The sequence below is a fragment of the Rhizobium sp. BK112 genome (genome assembly GCF_014193215.1).
GTDB classification, from domain to species: Bacteria; Pseudomonadota; Alphaproteobacteria; order Rhizobiales; family Rhizobiaceae; genus Rhizobium; species Rhizobium anhuiense.
The window spans coordinates 324,577-338,813 of sequence record NZ_JACHYZ010000009.1 but is presented as its reverse complement, the minus strand read 5'-3'; the positions used below and the strand labels follow the sequence as shown (position 1 = coordinate 338,813).

General features: G+C 62.3%; 17 protein-coding genes and 2 riboswitches. Of the genes, 8 read left to right on the top strand and 9 right to left on the bottom strand.

The window, feature by feature from the left end; genetic code table 11:
• The 4 genes from FHT75_RS24545 to FHT75_RS24530 form a co-directional block, all read left to right on the top strand.
• On the top strand, positions 1-351 hold a 351-nt coding region (locus FHT75_RS24545; protein ID WP_183845013.1), incomplete at its 5' end, for a zinc-binding dehydrogenase.
• Positions 351-824, top strand: coding sequence for a GNAT family N-acetyltransferase (locus tag FHT75_RS24540; RefSeq protein WP_063475253.1), 474 nt, complete (start codon positions 351-353; stop codon positions 822-824). The genes FHT75_RS24545 and FHT75_RS24540, both read left to right, overlap by 1 nt.
• Positions 825-834: 10 nt before the next feature.
• Entirely contained in the window at positions 835-1,302 is a 468-nt protein-coding gene (locus FHT75_RS24535) for a YaiI/YqxD family protein (protein WP_063475252.1), read from the top strand.
• Positions 1,303-1,478: 176 nt separating this feature from the next.
• On the top strand, positions 1,479-1,793 hold the full coding sequence (locus FHT75_RS24530) for a DMT family transporter (protein WP_183845012.1): 315 nt from the start codon (positions 1,479-1,481) through the stop codon (positions 1,791-1,793).
• Positions 1,794-1,835: 42 nt separating this feature from the next.
• Here FHT75_RS24530 and FHT75_RS24525 read toward each other — a convergent pair whose 3' ends face one another.
• From FHT75_RS24525 to crcB, 7 genes are all read right to left on the bottom strand, one after another.
• On the bottom strand, positions 1,836-2,228 hold the full coding sequence (locus tag FHT75_RS24525; RefSeq protein WP_047609914.1) for a DoxX family protein: 393 nt from the start codon (positions 2,226-2,228) through the stop codon (positions 1,836-1,838).
• 138 nt (positions 2,229-2,366) lie between these two features.
• Positions 2,367-3,899 carry an acyl-CoA carboxylase subunit beta gene (locus FHT75_RS24520; protein WP_063475250.1) on the bottom strand — a complete coding sequence of 511 codons (1,533 nt, stop codon included), beginning with the start codon at positions 3,897-3,899 and terminating at the stop codon, positions 2,367-2,369.
• 47 nt (positions 3,900-3,946) lie between these two features.
• Positions 3,947-4,405: a hypothetical protein gene (locus FHT75_RS24515; RefSeq protein WP_047613903.1), complete on the bottom strand. Its 459-nt coding sequence runs from the start codon at positions 4,403-4,405 to the stop codon at positions 3,947-3,949.
• Positions 4,406-4,472: 67 nt separating this feature from the next.
• Entirely contained in the window at positions 4,473-5,258 is a 786-nt protein-coding gene (locus FHT75_RS24510) for an ATP12 family chaperone protein (RefSeq protein WP_047609920.1), read from the bottom strand.
• 9 nt (positions 5,259-5,267) lie between these two features.
• The gene (locus FHT75_RS24505) at positions 5,268-5,921 is read right to left on the bottom strand and encodes an HAD-IA family hydrolase (RefSeq protein ID WP_047609921.1); all 654 of its coding nucleotides are present in this window, start codon (positions 5,919-5,921) and stop codon (positions 5,268-5,270) included.
• Entirely contained in the window at positions 5,918-6,910 is a 993-nt protein-coding gene (locus FHT75_RS24500) for an RluA family pseudouridine synthase (RefSeq protein WP_063475249.1), read from the bottom strand. The genes FHT75_RS24505 and FHT75_RS24500 overlap by 4 nt, the downstream gene beginning before the upstream one ends.
• 94 nt (positions 6,911-7,004) lie before the next feature.
• Positions 7,005-7,382: a fluoride efflux transporter CrcB gene (crcB, locus tag FHT75_RS24495; RefSeq protein WP_047609929.1), complete on the bottom strand. Its 378-nt coding sequence runs from the start codon at positions 7,380-7,382 to the stop codon at positions 7,005-7,007.
• Positions 7,383-7,503: 121 nt separating this feature from the next.
• On the opposite strand from crcB, the gene FHT75_RS24490 reads away from it, so the two are divergent.
• Positions 7,504-7,770 carry a hypothetical protein gene (locus FHT75_RS24490; protein ID WP_063475248.1) on the top strand — a complete coding sequence of 89 codons (267 nt, stop codon included), beginning with the start codon at positions 7,504-7,506 and terminating at the stop codon, positions 7,768-7,770.
• Positions 7,771-7,848: 78 nt separating this feature from the next.
• Here FHT75_RS24490 and FHT75_RS24485 read toward each other — a convergent pair whose 3' ends face one another.
• Both FHT75_RS24485 and FHT75_RS24480 read right to left on the bottom strand, forming a co-directional pair.
• Positions 7,849-8,874: a copper chaperone PCu(A)C gene (locus FHT75_RS24485; RefSeq protein ID WP_063475247.1), complete on the bottom strand. Its 1,026-nt coding sequence runs from the start codon at positions 8,872-8,874 to the stop codon at positions 7,849-7,851.
• A gap of 72 nt (positions 8,875-8,946) precedes the next feature.
• The gene (locus FHT75_RS24480; protein ID WP_063475246.1) at positions 8,947-9,327 is read right to left on the bottom strand and encodes a hypothetical protein; all 381 of its coding nucleotides are present in this window, start codon (positions 9,325-9,327) and stop codon (positions 8,947-8,949) included.
• A gap of 158 nt (positions 9,328-9,485) precedes the next feature.
• Positions 9,486-9,574: riboswitch (glycine riboswitch) on the top strand.
• 3 nt (positions 9,575-9,577) lie between these two features.
• Positions 9,578-9,659: riboswitch (glycine riboswitch) on the top strand.
• A 76-nt stretch (positions 9,660-9,735) separates the two neighbouring features.
• Between FHT75_RS24480 and gcvT the strand changes: the two genes are divergently transcribed.
• From gcvT to gcvP, 3 genes are read left to right on the top strand one after another with little or no spacing between them, the layout of a single operon-like run.
• Positions 9,736-10,872 carry a glycine cleavage system aminomethyltransferase GcvT gene (gcvT, locus tag FHT75_RS24475; RefSeq protein ID WP_183845011.1) on the top strand — a complete coding sequence of 379 codons (1,137 nt, stop codon included), beginning with the start codon at positions 9,736-9,738 and terminating at the stop codon, positions 10,870-10,872.
• Between the two features lie 23 nt (positions 10,873-10,895).
• Positions 10,896-11,258, top strand: coding sequence for a glycine cleavage system protein GcvH (gene gcvH / locus FHT75_RS24470; RefSeq protein WP_047609939.1), 363 nt, complete (start codon positions 10,896-10,898; stop codon positions 11,256-11,258).
• The gene (gene gcvP, locus FHT75_RS24465) at positions 11,258-14,122 is read left to right on the top strand and encodes an aminomethyl-transferring glycine dehydrogenase (protein WP_063475244.1); all 2,865 of its coding nucleotides are present in this window, start codon (positions 11,258-11,260) and stop codon (positions 14,120-14,122) included. The genes gcvH and gcvP overlap by 1 nt, the downstream gene beginning before the upstream one ends.
• Positions 14,123-14,237 lie beyond the last annotated feature (115 nt).

Sequence of the window (14,237 nt, the reverse complement as noted above, 5' to 3'; positions counted from 1 at the left end):
ATCGGCGGCGCCGACTACACTTTCGACTGCACCGGCAACACCAAGGTGATGCGCCAGGCGCTGGAAGCCAGCCATCGCGGCTGGGGCAAGTCCATCATCATCGGCGTGGCCGGCGCCGGCCAGGAGATCTCCACCCGGCCGTTCCAGCTGGTCACCGGCCGCAACTGGATGGGCACCGCCTTCGGCGGCGCCCGCGGGCGCACCGACGTGCCGAAGATCGTCGACTGGTACATGCAGGGCAAGATCCAGATCGATCCGATGATCACCCACACCATGCCGCTCGAAGACATCAACAAGGGCTTCGAGCTGATGCATACGGGCAAGTCCATCCGCGGCGTGGTCGTGTACTGATGACTGCAGCCAACTACAGGGTCGATCTCAAGAAGCTCGAAGAGCTCCCCGCGCGGGAGCTCTTCGAGCTCATGAGAATGCGCGTCGATGTTTTTGTCGTCGAGCAGAACTGCCCGTATCCGGAACTCGACGGCAAGGATATCGATGCTCTGCATTTGCGCCTTCTGGAGGACGCTGAGCTCCTGGGCGCGGCGCGAATCCTGAAACCGTATGAGCCGCGGGATCCATCAAAGATCGGCCGCGTCGTCGTCTCGCCTGCCCATCGCGGCAAGCGGCTGGGCGATGCATTGATGCGCGAAGCGATCACCGCCTGTGAGCGGCTTTATCCGGCAAATCCGATCGCCTTGTCGGCGCAGGCCCATCTGCGCCGTTTCTACGAATCCTTCGGCTTTGTCGGGATATCGCAGGAATATCTGGAAGACGGCATTCCCCATATCGATATGATCAGACAGCCGGCCATTCAGCCGGCATGAGGATATAGCCATGATCTATGTCGACGCCGATGCCTGCCCGGTGAAACCGGAAATCCTCAAGGTCGCCGAACGTCACGGCCTCGAAGTGACCTTCGTCGCCAATTCCGGCCTGCGCCCTTCGCGCGATCCGATGATCCACAACGTCATCGTCTCCAATGCCTTCGACGCCGCCGACAACTGGATCGCCGAACGCGCCGGTGCGGGCGATGTCGTCGTCACTGCCGATGTACCGCTCGCCGTGCGCTGTGTCGCGACCGGCGCCTTCGTCAGCGGCCCGACCGGGCGCGTCTTCGACGAAACCAATATCGGCATGGCAAGCGCCATGCGCGATCTCGGCGCGCATTTGCGTGAAACCGGCGAGAGCAAGGGCTATAACGCCGCCTTCAGCCCGAAAGACCGGTCACGCTTCCTCGAAACCTTCGACCGCCTCTGCCGCCGCGCCAAGAGCCTTTCCGCGCAAGTTGGCGGCCAAGGCTGATCGCATCCCAAACCAGCAAAACAAGTCAGCAACACGGGCGGCATGGCAGCCATGCCGATTCCTACCTTGAAGTAAGCCGTCTCCTCACGCATATACGCCCCATCGCAGACGACTGCGGCATCCCTCGGGATGCAACCGTCGCGGGGACGGCCTCGCTCTTGAACAAGGAGAGTCGTATGGCTTGGTTTCTGCTTTTTCTCGCCGGCCTTTTCGAATGTGGCTGGGCGATCGGTCTTAAATATACCGAGGGTTTCACGCGGCCGCTGCCGACGACGCTGACCGTCATATCCATGGTGATCAGCATCGTGCTGCTCGGCGTGGCGGTAAAGCACCTGCCGATCGGCACCGCCTACGCGGTCTGGACCGGCATCGGCACGGTTGGCACCGTACTGCTTGGCATCTGGCTGCTTGGCGATGAGGCAATTGTCTCCCGTCTTGCCTGCATCATGCTGATCGTCGGCGGTATCGCCGGCCTCAAGCTCACTGCCTGAAATTGAGGCTGAGGGGCGTCGGCGACGTCCCTCAGCTATGGTTCAGACTGTCTTGCGGTTGTCGACGGCAAGAGCGCCGGGACCGGAGAAGAACAGGTAGAGGAAGACGAAGCAGAACAGGATCGCGGCGTCGCCCTGATTGACGGCCGGGAAGAAGCTGCTCGGCGCATGCGCCATGAAATAGGCGACCGCCATTTCGCCGGCGAGCAGGAAAGCGACAGGGCGCGTCAGCAGGCCAATGAGAATGAGGATACCGCCGATAAGCTCGAGAAGAGCCGCGAAAAGCATCAGCGGCGGCAGCGAGCCGGACATCTGCGACGCCGGGAAGCCGAAAAGCTTCATCGTGCCGTGTTCGATGAACAGCAGTGCGGTGATGATTCTGAGAGCGGCCAGCCCGTAGGGGCGATAGGCAGAAAGACGCTCGAAACTTGACATTAAACCTCTCCATTAAAACAATTACAGCCGAGCGTTAGCCCGTCCTCGTCAGCGATTGAACACACGGATCACTGACGGCCGTTCACATTTTCGACAGCGGGTAAACACCCGATCGCGCAGCTTTATTCGGCGGAAACGTTAAAGCGGAATGTTGTCGTGTTTCTTCCACGGATTGGCGAGATCCTTGTTGCGCAGCATCTTAAGGCCGCGCGCCAGCCGCCTGCGGGTCGAATGCGGCATGATCACCTCGTCGACATAACCGCGCTCGGCGGCGACGAAGGGCGAGAGGAACCGATCCTCGTACATTTTCGTATGTGCGGCGATCTTCTCGGGATCGGCGATATCCTTGCGGAAAATGATCTCGACCGCGCCCTTGGCGCCCATCACGGCGATCTGCGCCGTTGGCCAGGCATAGTTCAGGTCGCCGCGCAGATGCTTCGACGCCATCACGTCATAGGCACCCCCGAAGGCTTTGCGGGTGATGACGGTGAGCTTCGGCACCGTTGCCTCGGCGTAAGCGAAGAGCAGCTTGGCGCCGTGCTTGATGAGGCCGCCATATTCCTGCGCCGTGCCCGGCAGGAAGCCCGGCACGTCGACAAACGTGACGATCGGAATATTGAAGCAGTCGCAGAAGCGCACGAAACGGGCCGCCTTGCGCGAGGCGTCGCTGTCGAGCACCCCGGCCAGCACCATCGGCTGGTTGGCGACGAAGCCGACGGTGGAGCCTTCGACGCGCCCGAAACCGCAGACGATGTTGCCGGCAAAACTCGCCTGGATCTCGAAGAAATCCCCCTCGTCCGCCACCTTCCGAATCAGTTCCTTGATATCGTAAGGCTTGTTGGCGCTCGCCGGCACCAGCGTGTCGAGAGAGGCGTCGACTTCTGTCACCGACTGGTAACATTCGATCTCCGGCAGCGGCGCGGTATTCGACAGCGGCAGGAAATCGATCAGCCGGCGCACCTGCAACAGCGTTTCGACATCATTGTCATAGGCGCCGTCGGCAATCGACGAGCGCACCGTATGGACGACGGCGCCGCCGAGTTCTTCGGCTGTCACTGTCTCGTTGGTCACGGTTTTCACCACATCCGGACCGGTGACGAACATGTAGGAGGTATCGCGCACCATGAAGATGAAATCGGTCATCGCAGGCGAATAGACGTCGCCGCCGGCGCAAGGCCCCATGATGACGGAGATCTGCGGGATGACGCCGGAAGCCAGCACATTGCGCTGGAACACCTCGGCATAACCGCCGAGGGCCGCCACGCCCTCCTGGATACGGGCGCCGCCCGCATCATAGATGCCGACGATCGGCGCGCGGTTCTTCAGCGCCATGTCCTGTACCTTCATGATCTTCTCGGCATGCGCTTCCGACAGCGAACCGCCGAAGACGGTGAAGTCCTTGGCGAAGACGAACACCGTGCGGCCGTTGACCGTCCCCCAGCCGGTGACGACGCCGTCGCCGGCAACACGGCTCTTGTCCATGCCGAAATCGGTGGAGCGATGTTCGACGAACATGTCGAACTCCTCGAAGGAGCCCTCGTCGAGGAAAAGGTCGATGCGCTCGCGCGCCGTCAGTTTGCCACGCTTGTGCTGGGCGTCGATGCGGGCTTTGCCACCGCCGAGACGGGCGATGTCGCGGCGCCGTTCCAGCTCTTCGAGAATTTCCTTCATGCGATCTCCCTCGCCGCTGCGGGCGGCAATCCGGCGGTAGATTTGTCCTAGCGGCTGCGGCCGCTGAGCGAGAAAACCGAGCGTATCCTTGCTGCAACGTCCTCGGCCAGGATCTCGTCGGCAAGCTTGGGATCGGCAGCGATGCTGGTCACGTCGAAGGCGCTGACGGCGATGACCGAGCCGTCCTCGACCGAGGCGGCGTCGATGCTGATCTTGGCGACGTTGCGGTCCTTCTGAAAGCCGAGGCCCTTTTCGACGGACACCACCCGGATCGTCAGCACCACCCGCGGCAGCACCGTGTTGCGCACCGTGGCGTTGATCGCGGCGTTGACGCGGTCGTTGATGCCGGAAAGCAGCTCGGCCGGCATGTTCGGGCCGGAGAGAACGACGGCGCTGCGCACATCATAGACCGGCGTCTCCGGCTTCGTGCCCGAGAGACTGACGCAGGCCGTGAGCGCGATACAGACGAGTGCGGCCCGGCAAAAACACGACCTCAGCCAATTCATTGCAAAATCCCGCACCACCCCGTTGGAGTCGCAGATTTCGCCATAATGCCTGGGAAGGCAATATGTTTCAGGCGCTTAGGGCGAAAAAAACATCCGTCGCCGCCTTGAACTCGGCAAAGCGCTTGGCCCGCCGCTCCTCAGCTTCCTCGTCGCTGCCCCAATGCTCGATCGTCCAGTCCTCGTCGAGATGGGCAAGCGACCAGGCCTCCTCCATCGTCACCCGGCCCTCGGCGAAGGCGAGCGCCAGGATCGCCGAACCTGTGAGCGTGGTGACCGTGTGGAGTGCTGCAAGCGCCATCGCGCTGTCATATCTGGCGAGCGTGACGGCGAAGGCGGCGGTCGCCTCGCGCGGCTGCTCCTGCGGCATCACCCCTTCGACAAGGATGAAGCGAGCGCCGAGATCGTTTGCCGCCCAGTCGATGACGGGGTCCCAGCGCTCCGCCTGCCGTTCGACCAGCAATTCCGGCCCATCGGCGCGATAGCAGAGCAGGTCGCTGGAGGAAAAACGCAGGATATCCTCGAAAATCGCCTGCGCATTGGCGGTAACGCCGTCGAGCGCGGTGTTGACGAGCCGTGTCACCGGCATGCTCACCGGATTGATTTCCTCGCCCTGCGCCTGCCATTCGGCCGCGACAAGCCGCGCCAGCACCTCTGTCGGAACGGCCAGAACCTGCCGCGCCGGCGTGCGCACCATCTTGCCGTCGAGCGTGATCGCAAAACCGCCCTCGTGCTCGGCAACGGAGACGTCGGTATAGAAACGCTTCGGCAGCGGCTTCTTCATCTGGATCTGCGCGCGGCGGATGGGATCGGGATGGCTCAGGCCTTCGGAAAGGTCGTTCAGCAGATCGCGCATGGGCTCACCTCAGGAAAAATGACGCAATATCTCGTTCGGATGGTAGGCGATGGCATCAGCGCCGTTGGCGATCAGCTCATCCACGCTGGCATAGCCCCAGGCAACACCGATCGCCTTGGCGCCGGCAGCCTTTGCCATCTGCATATCGTAAACGGCATCGCCGATGACAATGGTGTCGGCAGCATTCATGCCGGTTTCATCGCAGCATTCCGTCACCATGGCCGGATGCGGCTTGGAGGGGCAATCGTCAGCGGTCCGTGCGACGATGAAATGCTCATCGAAGCCATGCGTCTCCATCACCAGCTTCAGCCCGCGCCTGGATTTGCCGGTCACCGCGCCGATCAGCAGGTCGTCCCGTCCGCTGATCGCATCGATCATCTCGCGAATGCCGGGAAACAGCGGCTCCTTGTAATCAAGATCCTGACGCACGATCGAGAACAGCGATTTGTAATGCGCCGTCATGTCGATGTCTTCCTGTTCCACATGCGGCCTGCCCTGCATACGGGCGATCGCAATATCGAGGGACAGGCCGATGATCGCCTTGGTGTCGTCAAATCGCGGTTCCGGTTTGCCGAACTTATCGAAGGTCCGGCGCATGGTTTCGTGGATCAGACCGGCGCTATCGACCAGCGTGCCATCACAATCGAAAAGCGCCAGTTTCATTCGTCGTCCCTTTCGGCACTGGAGAGATCGAAGCCGAGAAGGTTCCAGGTCTGGACCATGTGCGGCGGCAGCGGCGCGCTGACGCGCAGCCGCCCGCCGGACGGGTGCGGAATGTCGATGTGACGCGCGTGCAGATGCAGCTTCTTCTGGACGCCGCCCGGAAAATCCCAATTCGGATCGTCGTCGAAATATTTCGGATCGCCGATGATCGGGTGGCCGATATGCAGGGCATGGACGCGCAACTGATGGGTCCGGCCGGTATAGGGCTCCATCTCCAGCCAGGCGAGGTTCTGGGCGGCGGTTTCGAGCACACGGTAGAAGGAGACGGCATGGTCCGCCCCGTCTTCGCCGTGTTTGGCGATCCGCATGCGGTCGCCGTCGGCAGTCGGCTCCTTGACCAGCCAGGTCGAGATCTTGTCCTCATGCTTGCGCGGCACGCCCTTGACCAGCGACCAATAGGTCTTCTTGGTGTCGCGCTCGCGGAAGGCGGCCGTCAGCTTCTGCGCGGCGCCACGCGTACGGGCGATGACGAGAACCCCTGACGTGTCGCGGTCGAGGCGATGAACGAGCCGCGGCTTCTCGCCCTTTGGGCTGGTCCAGGCTTCGAGCATCTGGTCGATGTGCCTGGCAACGCCGGAGCCGCCCTGCACAGCAAGACCGGGCGGCTTGTTGAGCACGATCACCTTGTCGTCCTCGTGCAGCACCATGCGCGACAGCAGTTCGAAATCGGTCGAATGCTTGAGATCCTTGCCGGCGATCGGTCCGGATTTCAGCTTCGCATCGACATCGAGCGGCGGCACGCGCACCGTCTGGCCGGGCTGCACGCGTGCATCCGATTTGACACGCCCGCCATCGACGCGCACCTGGCCGGAGCGCAGGAGCTTCTGCAGCGGGCCGAAGCCGAGCCCTGGAAAGTGCACCTTGAACCAGCGATCGAGCCGCATGCCGGCTTCGTCGGGTTCAACCTTGATATGTTCTATGCCAGCCATGAAAAATCTTTCGGAAATTGCTGCGCGGGCCGAGCCGGCGTTCTTGCCGCAGCCTTTAGAGCATTTTCACGCAAAACGGAAACCGGAAAAGAAATCAGGCCAAAGCGCGCATGACGGCAAGACCCGCGATGACGGCTGCCATCGAAAGCCCGACGCTCGCAACGATATAGATGCCGCCGGCCACGGCCTCGCCACGCTCGAACAATGAGATCGCATCCAGCGAGAAAGCGGAGAAGGTGGTGAAGCCGCCAAGGAAGCCGGTGATCAGCAACAGGCGCAGTTCCACCGAGGCGTTGAACTTCCGCGCGATCAGCTCGGCGAAGACGCCGATGACGAAGCAGCCGACGACATTGACGGCGAGCGTGCCCCAGGGAAAGCCTGGCCCCATGAGTCTCAGCGCCCACTGGCCGACATAATATCTGAGGAGGGAACCGATGGCGCCGCCGACGGCGACGAGAAGAGCCTGGATCATGAGCCGGATTTACCGCGTTGCGAAAGTGATTCTAACCGAACCCCTATGAATTCTTACCATTTTGTAAAATGCCAATGATTTTCTTATGATGGCGCCAAGATCATGCCGATACGGTGATGGCATGACCCAGTTGCTGTCGATATCGGCCAACACCGCCGCCGTTGCCTTCGAATCGCTGCGCATCCCGCAGCGTGTCGCGACGAGCACGGCGGCGCGCGATGCACGGCGCCTTGCCGACCGGCAGTTGAAGGCCGATAGCACCGACGAGGTCGACGAGCCTTCCAGCATCATCCAGTCGACGGAGGTGGCGCTCGACCTGATGGCCAAAGGCAATCGCCAACCGCAGGCAGGCCTGAAACAGGCGCTGCGATCCTACGAAGATTTCTGAGGCATCCGCCTTCCCCGAACGAAAAGCCCGCGGCTGCAATCGCAACCGCGGGCTTTTCTGTCTTCACAATCGTGGTCCTTACTTGCCCTGGGCCGACAATACCTGCAACACCAGATCGACCTTGCCGGCCTTTTCGAAGGTCAGCGTCACCGGCACCGTGTCGCCCTGCTTGAACGGCGTCTTCACCTTCTGGAACATCAGATGCAGGTTGCCGGGCTCGAGCTTGACCGTCTCGCCGGCAGCGATGGCGATGCCGTCCTTCAGCTGGCGCATCCGCATGACATTGTCCTTGGTCTCCATCTCGTGGATCTGAACCTCGCCTGATGCAGGCGAGCTCACCGACACCAGTCGATCATCCGTCTGGCCGTTGTTCTTCACCGTAAAGAAACCGCCGCCGACCGGCTGGCCGGGCAGCATCGCCTTGGCGAAGCCGCCGGAGATTTCGAGATCGCCGGCCTTGACCGTTTCGCCGGCGGGCGCCGCAGCACCCAAGCCCGCCATACCGGACATGTCCATGCTGGTTTTACCGGTCATGTCCATGCCGGCCATGTCGTCATGATCGTGGCCGTGACCTTCGCCGGCGACGACCTTCAGGAGCGGCGCCGGGCTTTTCAGCCCATGCGCGTCGTCGCCCTCCTTCGCCACCTGATCCCAGGCCGCGACGGTATCGCCACACATCTGCGTCACCGGAAAGGCGAGCGAGGTGCCGGCTTCGACGCCCGAAACCTTACCTTGGATCACGAAGGTGTCATAGAAATCGTCGGAGAGATTGCCGTTCTTCCAGCGGATCTCGATCGCGCCTGATTTCACCTTGTCGCCGTGATTGTCGTAGGTCTTCTGATAATCGCCCTTGATCACCTCGACCTCCCAGCCGGCCTTCGGCTGCGGCTTGGCGAAGACGAAACCTTCCGGCAGCTTGACCCGCACTTCCGTGGTCGCCTTGCCGTCGCAGCCGTGCGGCAGCTGCAATGTGGCGAGAATGGTGCTGTCCTGCTTTGCCTGCTTGTCGAGGAAGGTCACATGCGCCTCGGCGCCGGCAAAAGCGGTGGCGGAAAGAATGGCGGCAAGCCCGAATGTCTTGCCAATTTTTTTGAAAGTTTTCATCGGATATCTCCTCGCCGGCCGCGGACTTCTCTCAAGTGGGCCGGCATTACTGATCATGGTTACGATAACAGATCAGGCGAGGATGGGGGGCGCGCGGGAATTCGCCCGGCTGACGGCGCCTGCGCCGACAACGACAGAGATTTCGACCGGCGCGTTGATCAGCGAGCCGAGCTTGCGCTCGAGCCAGGAGCCCGCATCCGGCGTCGGCAGGATGACCGAGGCCGACAGCCGGCAAGCTTCACAATTCGGTTTGAAGGTAAGGGTCTTGCCGTCGGCGTCCTTTATGGTGACGCAGAGCGAAGCGAAGGTGCCGTCGGGCAGCACATAGGCCGCGGCATCGTAGCCCTCGGCGGCGGCAGCCTGCGGCGCCTGATGGGCAAGGCCGAGCAAAACCAAGCTCAATGCGCAAAGCATGCGCAGGAAGAGCGTCGCTTTCAGTCCGGTCTGCCGCATGAGATCCCCTTCAACAGCATGTCGCGATAGCCGGTTTCCCCGCCGAATGCAAAAGCAGATTTGCCGCAGATTAGGGCTTGGTTGGAATAAGACGACAAAAATTTGCCCGGTCACGACATTTGCCCCTTGCCAAGCGCTGCACCCGCCGGATAATTGCGCCAACCTTGTTGGGAGAATCCGGTGCTTTCGCCACCGGTGCCGAAGGAGCAACCGCCCCGGAAACTCTCAGGCAAAAGGACCAGCAAGGGGCAGACGGAACTCTGGAGAGAAGCGTTCTCGAAACGCTCGCCGAAGGGATAACAATCTCAGGCACTCAGGACAGAGGGGGCTCAGGAGAGAAGTGCGCAACCGCGCCTTCAGATTTGAGCCCGCGCCTTCCTGAGAAGGCGCAAACCCCGGAGGCGTCTTTTGGACGATACTGCTGCCCTGAAGAAAACCCCGCTGCATGCCCTGCATCTTTCGCTCGGCGCCCGCATGGTGCCGTTCGCTGGCTATGACATGCCGGTGCAATATCCTGCAGGTGTCATGAAGGAACATCTTCATACCCGCACCGAAGCCGGCCTCTTCGACGTCTCCCATATGGGCCAGGTGATCGTGAAGGCGAAATCGGGCAGCTACGAAGATGCCGCGCTGGCGCTCGAAAGCCTGGTACCGGTTGACATACTGGGCCTTGCCGAAGGCCGTCAGCGCTATGGCTTCTTCACCGACGACACCGGCTGCATTCTCGACGACCTGATGATCACCCATCTCGACGATCATCTTTTCGTCGTCGTCAACGCGTCGTGCGAGGAAGCCGACCTCGCCCATCTGCAGACCCATATCGGCGACCAATGCGATATCACCCTTCTCAATCGTGCTCTGATCGCGCTGCAGGGACCGCGTGCCGTCGAGGTTCTCGCCGAGCTCTGGGCCGACGTCGCGGCGATGAAATTCATGGATGTGCGCCACTGCCGCCTGCACGACGTTTCCTGTCTTGTCTCGCGCTCCGGCTATAGCGGCGAGGACGGCTTTGAAATCTCGATCCCATCAGACAAGGCCGAGGATGTCACCATGCGGTTGCTCGAACATCCCGACGTCCAGGCAATCGGGCTTGGTGCCCGCGATTCGCTGCGGCTGGAAGCCGGCCTCTGCCTCTACGGCAATGATATCGACACGACCACCTCACCGGTCGAGGCGGCGCTGGAATGGGCCATGCAGAAGGCAAGGCGCGGCGGTGGTGCACGCGCCGGCGGCTTCCCCGGCTCCGGCCGCATCCTTTCCGAACTCGAAAACGGCGCCGCGCGGCGCCGCGTCGGCCTGAAGCCGGAAGGCAAGGCCCCGGTGCGCGGCCATGCCAAGCTCTATGCCGATGCCGAGGGCAAGGTCGAAATCGGCGAAGTCACCTCGGGCGGCTTCGGCCCCAGCGTCGAGGGCCCCGTCGCCATGGGCTACGTGCCGATCTCTCATGCTGCGGCGGGCACACTCGTCTACGCCGAGGTGCGCGGCAAATATCTGCCGATCACCGTCAGCGCCCTGCCCTTCGTCACACCGACCTACAAACGCTAAACCTTTTCCAGAGAGGACGAACAATGCTGAAATTTACCGAAGAACACGAATGGCTGAAGATCGAAGGCGGCGTTGCGACGGTCGGCATCACCAACTATGCCGTCGATCAGCTCGGCGACCTGGTTTTCGTCGAACTGCCGGAAGTCGGCGCGACCTTCTCCAAGAACGGCAATGCCGCGACCGTTGAATCCGTCAAGGCTGCTTCCGACGTCTATTGTCCGCTTGATGGTGAGATCACCGAGGTCAATCCGGCCATCGTTGCCGATCCGTCGCTGGTCAATTCCGATCCTCAGGGAGCCGGCTGGTTCTTCAAGCTGAAGCTTGCAAATCCTGCGGACGCCGATGGCCTGCTCGATGAGGCGGCCTACAAGGAGCTCACTGCGTAATGACGACGCCGACGGAATTCCAGTTTACCGACTATCAGCCCTACGATTTCGCCAATCGCCGCCATATCGGCCCCTCGCCGGCTGAGATGACCGACATGCTGAAGGTGATCGGCTATAACAGCCTCGACGGCCTGATCGACGCGACACTGCCGCCCTCGATCCGCCAGAAGGCGCCGCTCGTCTGGGGCGCGCCGATGACCGAGCGTGAGGCGCTCGACAAGTTGCGCGAGACCGCCAACAAGAACAAGGTGCTGGTCTCGCTGATCGGCCAGGGTTACTACGGTACGATCACGCCGCCCGTCATCCAGCGCAACATCCTGGAAAACCCGGCCTGGTATACGGCCTATACGCCTTACCAGCCGGAGATCAGCCAGGGCCGCCTGGAAGCGCTGCTCAACTACCAGACGATGATCTGCGACTTGACCGGCCTCGACGTCGCCAACGCCTCGCTGCTCGACGAGGCGACCGCCGCCGCCGAAGGCATGGCGATCGCCGAGCGCGTCGCCAAGTCGAAGGCAAAAGCCTTCTTCGTCGATGCAGACTGCCATCCGCAGACCATCGCCCTCATCCGCACCCGCGCCGAGCCGCTCGGCTGGAGCGTCATCGTCGGCAATCCCTTCACCGATCTCGACCCCGTCGATGTCTTCGGGGCGATCTTCCAGTATCCCGGCACGCATGGTCACGTGCATGATTTTACCGGCCTGATCGCCCGCCTGCACCAGACCGGCGCCATCGCTATCGTCGCCGCCGATATCCTGGCGCTGACGCTGCTGAAGTCGCCCGGCGAAATGGGCGCCGATATCGCCATCGGTTCCTCGCAGCGCTTCGGCGTCCCGGTCGGCTACGGCGGCCCGCATGCAGCCTATATGTCGGTCAAGGATGCCATCAAGCGCTCCATGCCCGGCCGTCTCGTCGGCGTCTCCGTCGATGCCCGCGGCAATCGTGCCTATCGCCTGTCGCTGCAGACCCGCGAGCAGCATATCCGCCGCGAGAAGGCGACGTCGAATATCTGCACCGCCCAGGTGCTGCTCGCCGTCATGGCCTCGATGTATGCCGTCTTCCACGGCCCGAAGGGCATCAAGGCGATCGCCCAGCAGGTGCACCAGAAAGCCGTGCTGATGGCCAAGGGCCTGGAAAAGCTCGGCTATAAGGTGGAACCCGACACCTTCTTCGACACGATCACCGTCGACGTCGGCCATATGCAGGGCCTCATCCTGCGCGCCGCCGTTGCCGAAGGCGTCAATCTGCGCAAGGTCGGCGAAACCCGGATCGGCATGAGCCTCGACGAGCGCACCCGCCCTGCCACGCTCGAAGCCGTGTGGCGCGCCTTCGGCGGCAATTTCACTATCGCCGATTTCGAGCCTTCCTACCGCTTGCCGAAGGGCCTGCTTCGGACCAGCGACTACCTCACCCATCCGATCTTCCACATGAACCGCGCCGAAAGCGAGATGACGCGTTACATCCGCCGGCTCTCCGACCGGGATCTGGCGCTCGACCGCTCGATGATCCCGCTCGGCTCCTGCACGATGAAGCTCAATGCGACGGCGGAAATGCTGCCGATCACCTGGCCGGAATTTTCCGATATCCATCCTTTTGTGCCGGCCGACCAGGCGCTCGGTTACCGCGAGATGATCGACGACCTGATCGAAAAGCTCTGCGCCGTCACCGGCTACGACGCCTTCTCGATGCAGCCGAATTCCGGCGCGCAGGGCGAATATGCCGGCCTGCTGACGATCCGCAACTATCATATCGCCAATGGCGACGGCCATCGTGACGTCTGCCTGATCCCGACCTCGGCGCATGGCACCAACCCGGCCTCGGCCCAGATGGTCGGCATGAAGGTGGTCGTCGTCAAGGTGCGCGAGAATGGCGATATCGATCTCGACGATTTCCGCGCCAAGGCTGAGCAGCATGCGGCAAATCTCTCCTGCTGCATGATCACCTATCCCTCGACGCACGGCGTCTTCGAGGAAACCGTCAGGGAAATCTGCGATCTGGTGCATGAGCATGGCGGCCAGGTCTATCTCGACGGCGCCAACATGAACGCCATGGTCGGCCTGTCCCGCCCCGGTGACATCGGCTCCGACGTCAGCCACCTGAACCTGCACAAGACCTTCTGCATTCCGCATGGCGGCGGCGGACCCGGCATGGGCCCGATCGGAGTCAAGGCGCATCTGGCCCCCTACCTGCCCGGCCATCCCGAAACCGACGGCCGCTCGGGCGCGGTCTCGGCCGCCGCCTTCGGCTCCGCCTCGATCCTGCCGATCTCCTGGAGCTATTGCCTGATGATGGGCGGCGAAGGCCTGACCCAGGCGACCAAGGTGGCGATCCTCAACGCCAACTATATCGCCACCCGGCTGAAGGGCGCCTATGACGTGCTCTACAAGTCGAAGACCGGCCGGGTCGCGCATGAATGCATCATCGACACACGCCCGCTGGTCGATAGCTCAGGCGTCACCGTCGACGATGTCGCCAAGCGCCTGATCGACTGCGGCTTCCACGCGCCGACCATGAGCTGGCCGGTCGCCGGCACGCTGATGATCGAGCCGACGGAAAGCGAGACCAAGGCCGAGCTCGACCGTTTCTGCGAGGCGATGCTGGCGATCCGCGAGGAAGCCCGCGCCATCGAGGATGGCCGCATGGACAAGACCAACAACCCGCTGAAGAACGCCCCGCACACGGTCGAAGACCTCGTCGGCGAATGGGACCGTCCCTACAGCCGGGAACAGGCCTGCTTCCCGCCCGGCGCCTTCCGCGTCGACAAATATTGGTCCCCGGTCAACCGCGTCGACAACGTCTATGGCGACCGCAACCTGATCTGCACCTGCCCGCCGGTGGAAAGCTACGCAGAGGCAGCCGAATAACGGTCACACCTGACGCCGTAGCGAAAGCCGAGCAATCCAAGCCCCTTCCATCATGGGAGGGGCTTTCCTCATTCTGATAGAAATGTGCGAAGGAAGGTCATTCCATGCCCCAGGA

Bases quoted from the DNA above. Each gene is read 5' to 3' on its own strand.
- FHT75_RS24525 (WP_047609914.1), bottom strand. From the start codon at position 2,228: ATGTCAAGTTTCGAGCGTCTTTCTGCCTATCGCCCCTACGGGCTGGCC.
- FHT75_RS24520 (WP_063475250.1), bottom strand. From the start codon at position 3,899: ATGAAGGAAATTCTCGAAGAGCTGGAACGGCGCCGCGACATCGCCCGT.
- FHT75_RS24505 (WP_047609921.1), bottom strand. From the start codon at position 5,921: ATGAAACTGGCGCTTTTCGATTGTGATGGCACGCTGGTCGATAGCGCC.
- gcvP (WP_063475244.1), top strand. From the start codon at position 11,258: ATGACGACGCCGACGGAATTCCAGTTTACCGACTATCAGCCCTACGAT.
- FHT75_RS24490 (WP_063475248.1), top strand. From the start codon at position 7,504: ATGACCCAGTTGCTGTCGATATCGGCCAACACCGCCGCCGTTGCCTTC.
- gcvH (WP_047609939.1), top strand. From the start codon at position 10,896: ATGCTGAAATTTACCGAAGAACACGAATGGCTGAAGATCGAAGGCGGC.
- FHT75_RS24540 (WP_063475253.1), top strand. From the start codon at position 351: ATGACTGCAGCCAACTACAGGGTCGATCTCAAGAAGCTCGAAGAGCTC.
- FHT75_RS24515 (WP_047613903.1), bottom strand. From the start codon at position 4,405: ATGAATTGGCTGAGGTCGTGTTTTTGCCGGGCCGCACTCGTCTGTATC.
- FHT75_RS24530 (WP_183845012.1), top strand. From the start codon at position 1,479: ATGGCTTGGTTTCTGCTTTTTCTCGCCGGCCTTTTCGAATGTGGCTGG.
- FHT75_RS24510 (WP_047609920.1), bottom strand. From the start codon at position 5,258: ATGCGCGATCTGCTGAACGACCTTTCCGAAGGCCTGAGCCATCCCGAT.
- FHT75_RS24480 (WP_063475246.1), bottom strand. From the start codon at position 9,327: ATGCGGCAGACCGGACTGAAAGCGACGCTCTTCCTGCGCATGCTTTGC.
- FHT75_RS24500 (WP_063475249.1), bottom strand. From the start codon at position 6,910: ATGGCTGGCATAGAACATATCAAGGTTGAACCCGACGAAGCCGGCATG.
- FHT75_RS24535 (WP_063475252.1), top strand. From the start codon at position 835: ATGATCTATGTCGACGCCGATGCCTGCCCGGTGAAACCGGAAATCCTC.
- crcB (WP_047609929.1), bottom strand. From the start codon at position 7,382: ATGATCCAGGCTCTTCTCGTCGCCGTCGGCGGCGCCATCGGTTCCCTC.
- FHT75_RS24485 (WP_063475247.1), bottom strand. From the start codon at position 8,874: ATGAAAACTTTCAAAAAAATTGGCAAGACATTCGGGCTTGCCGCCATT.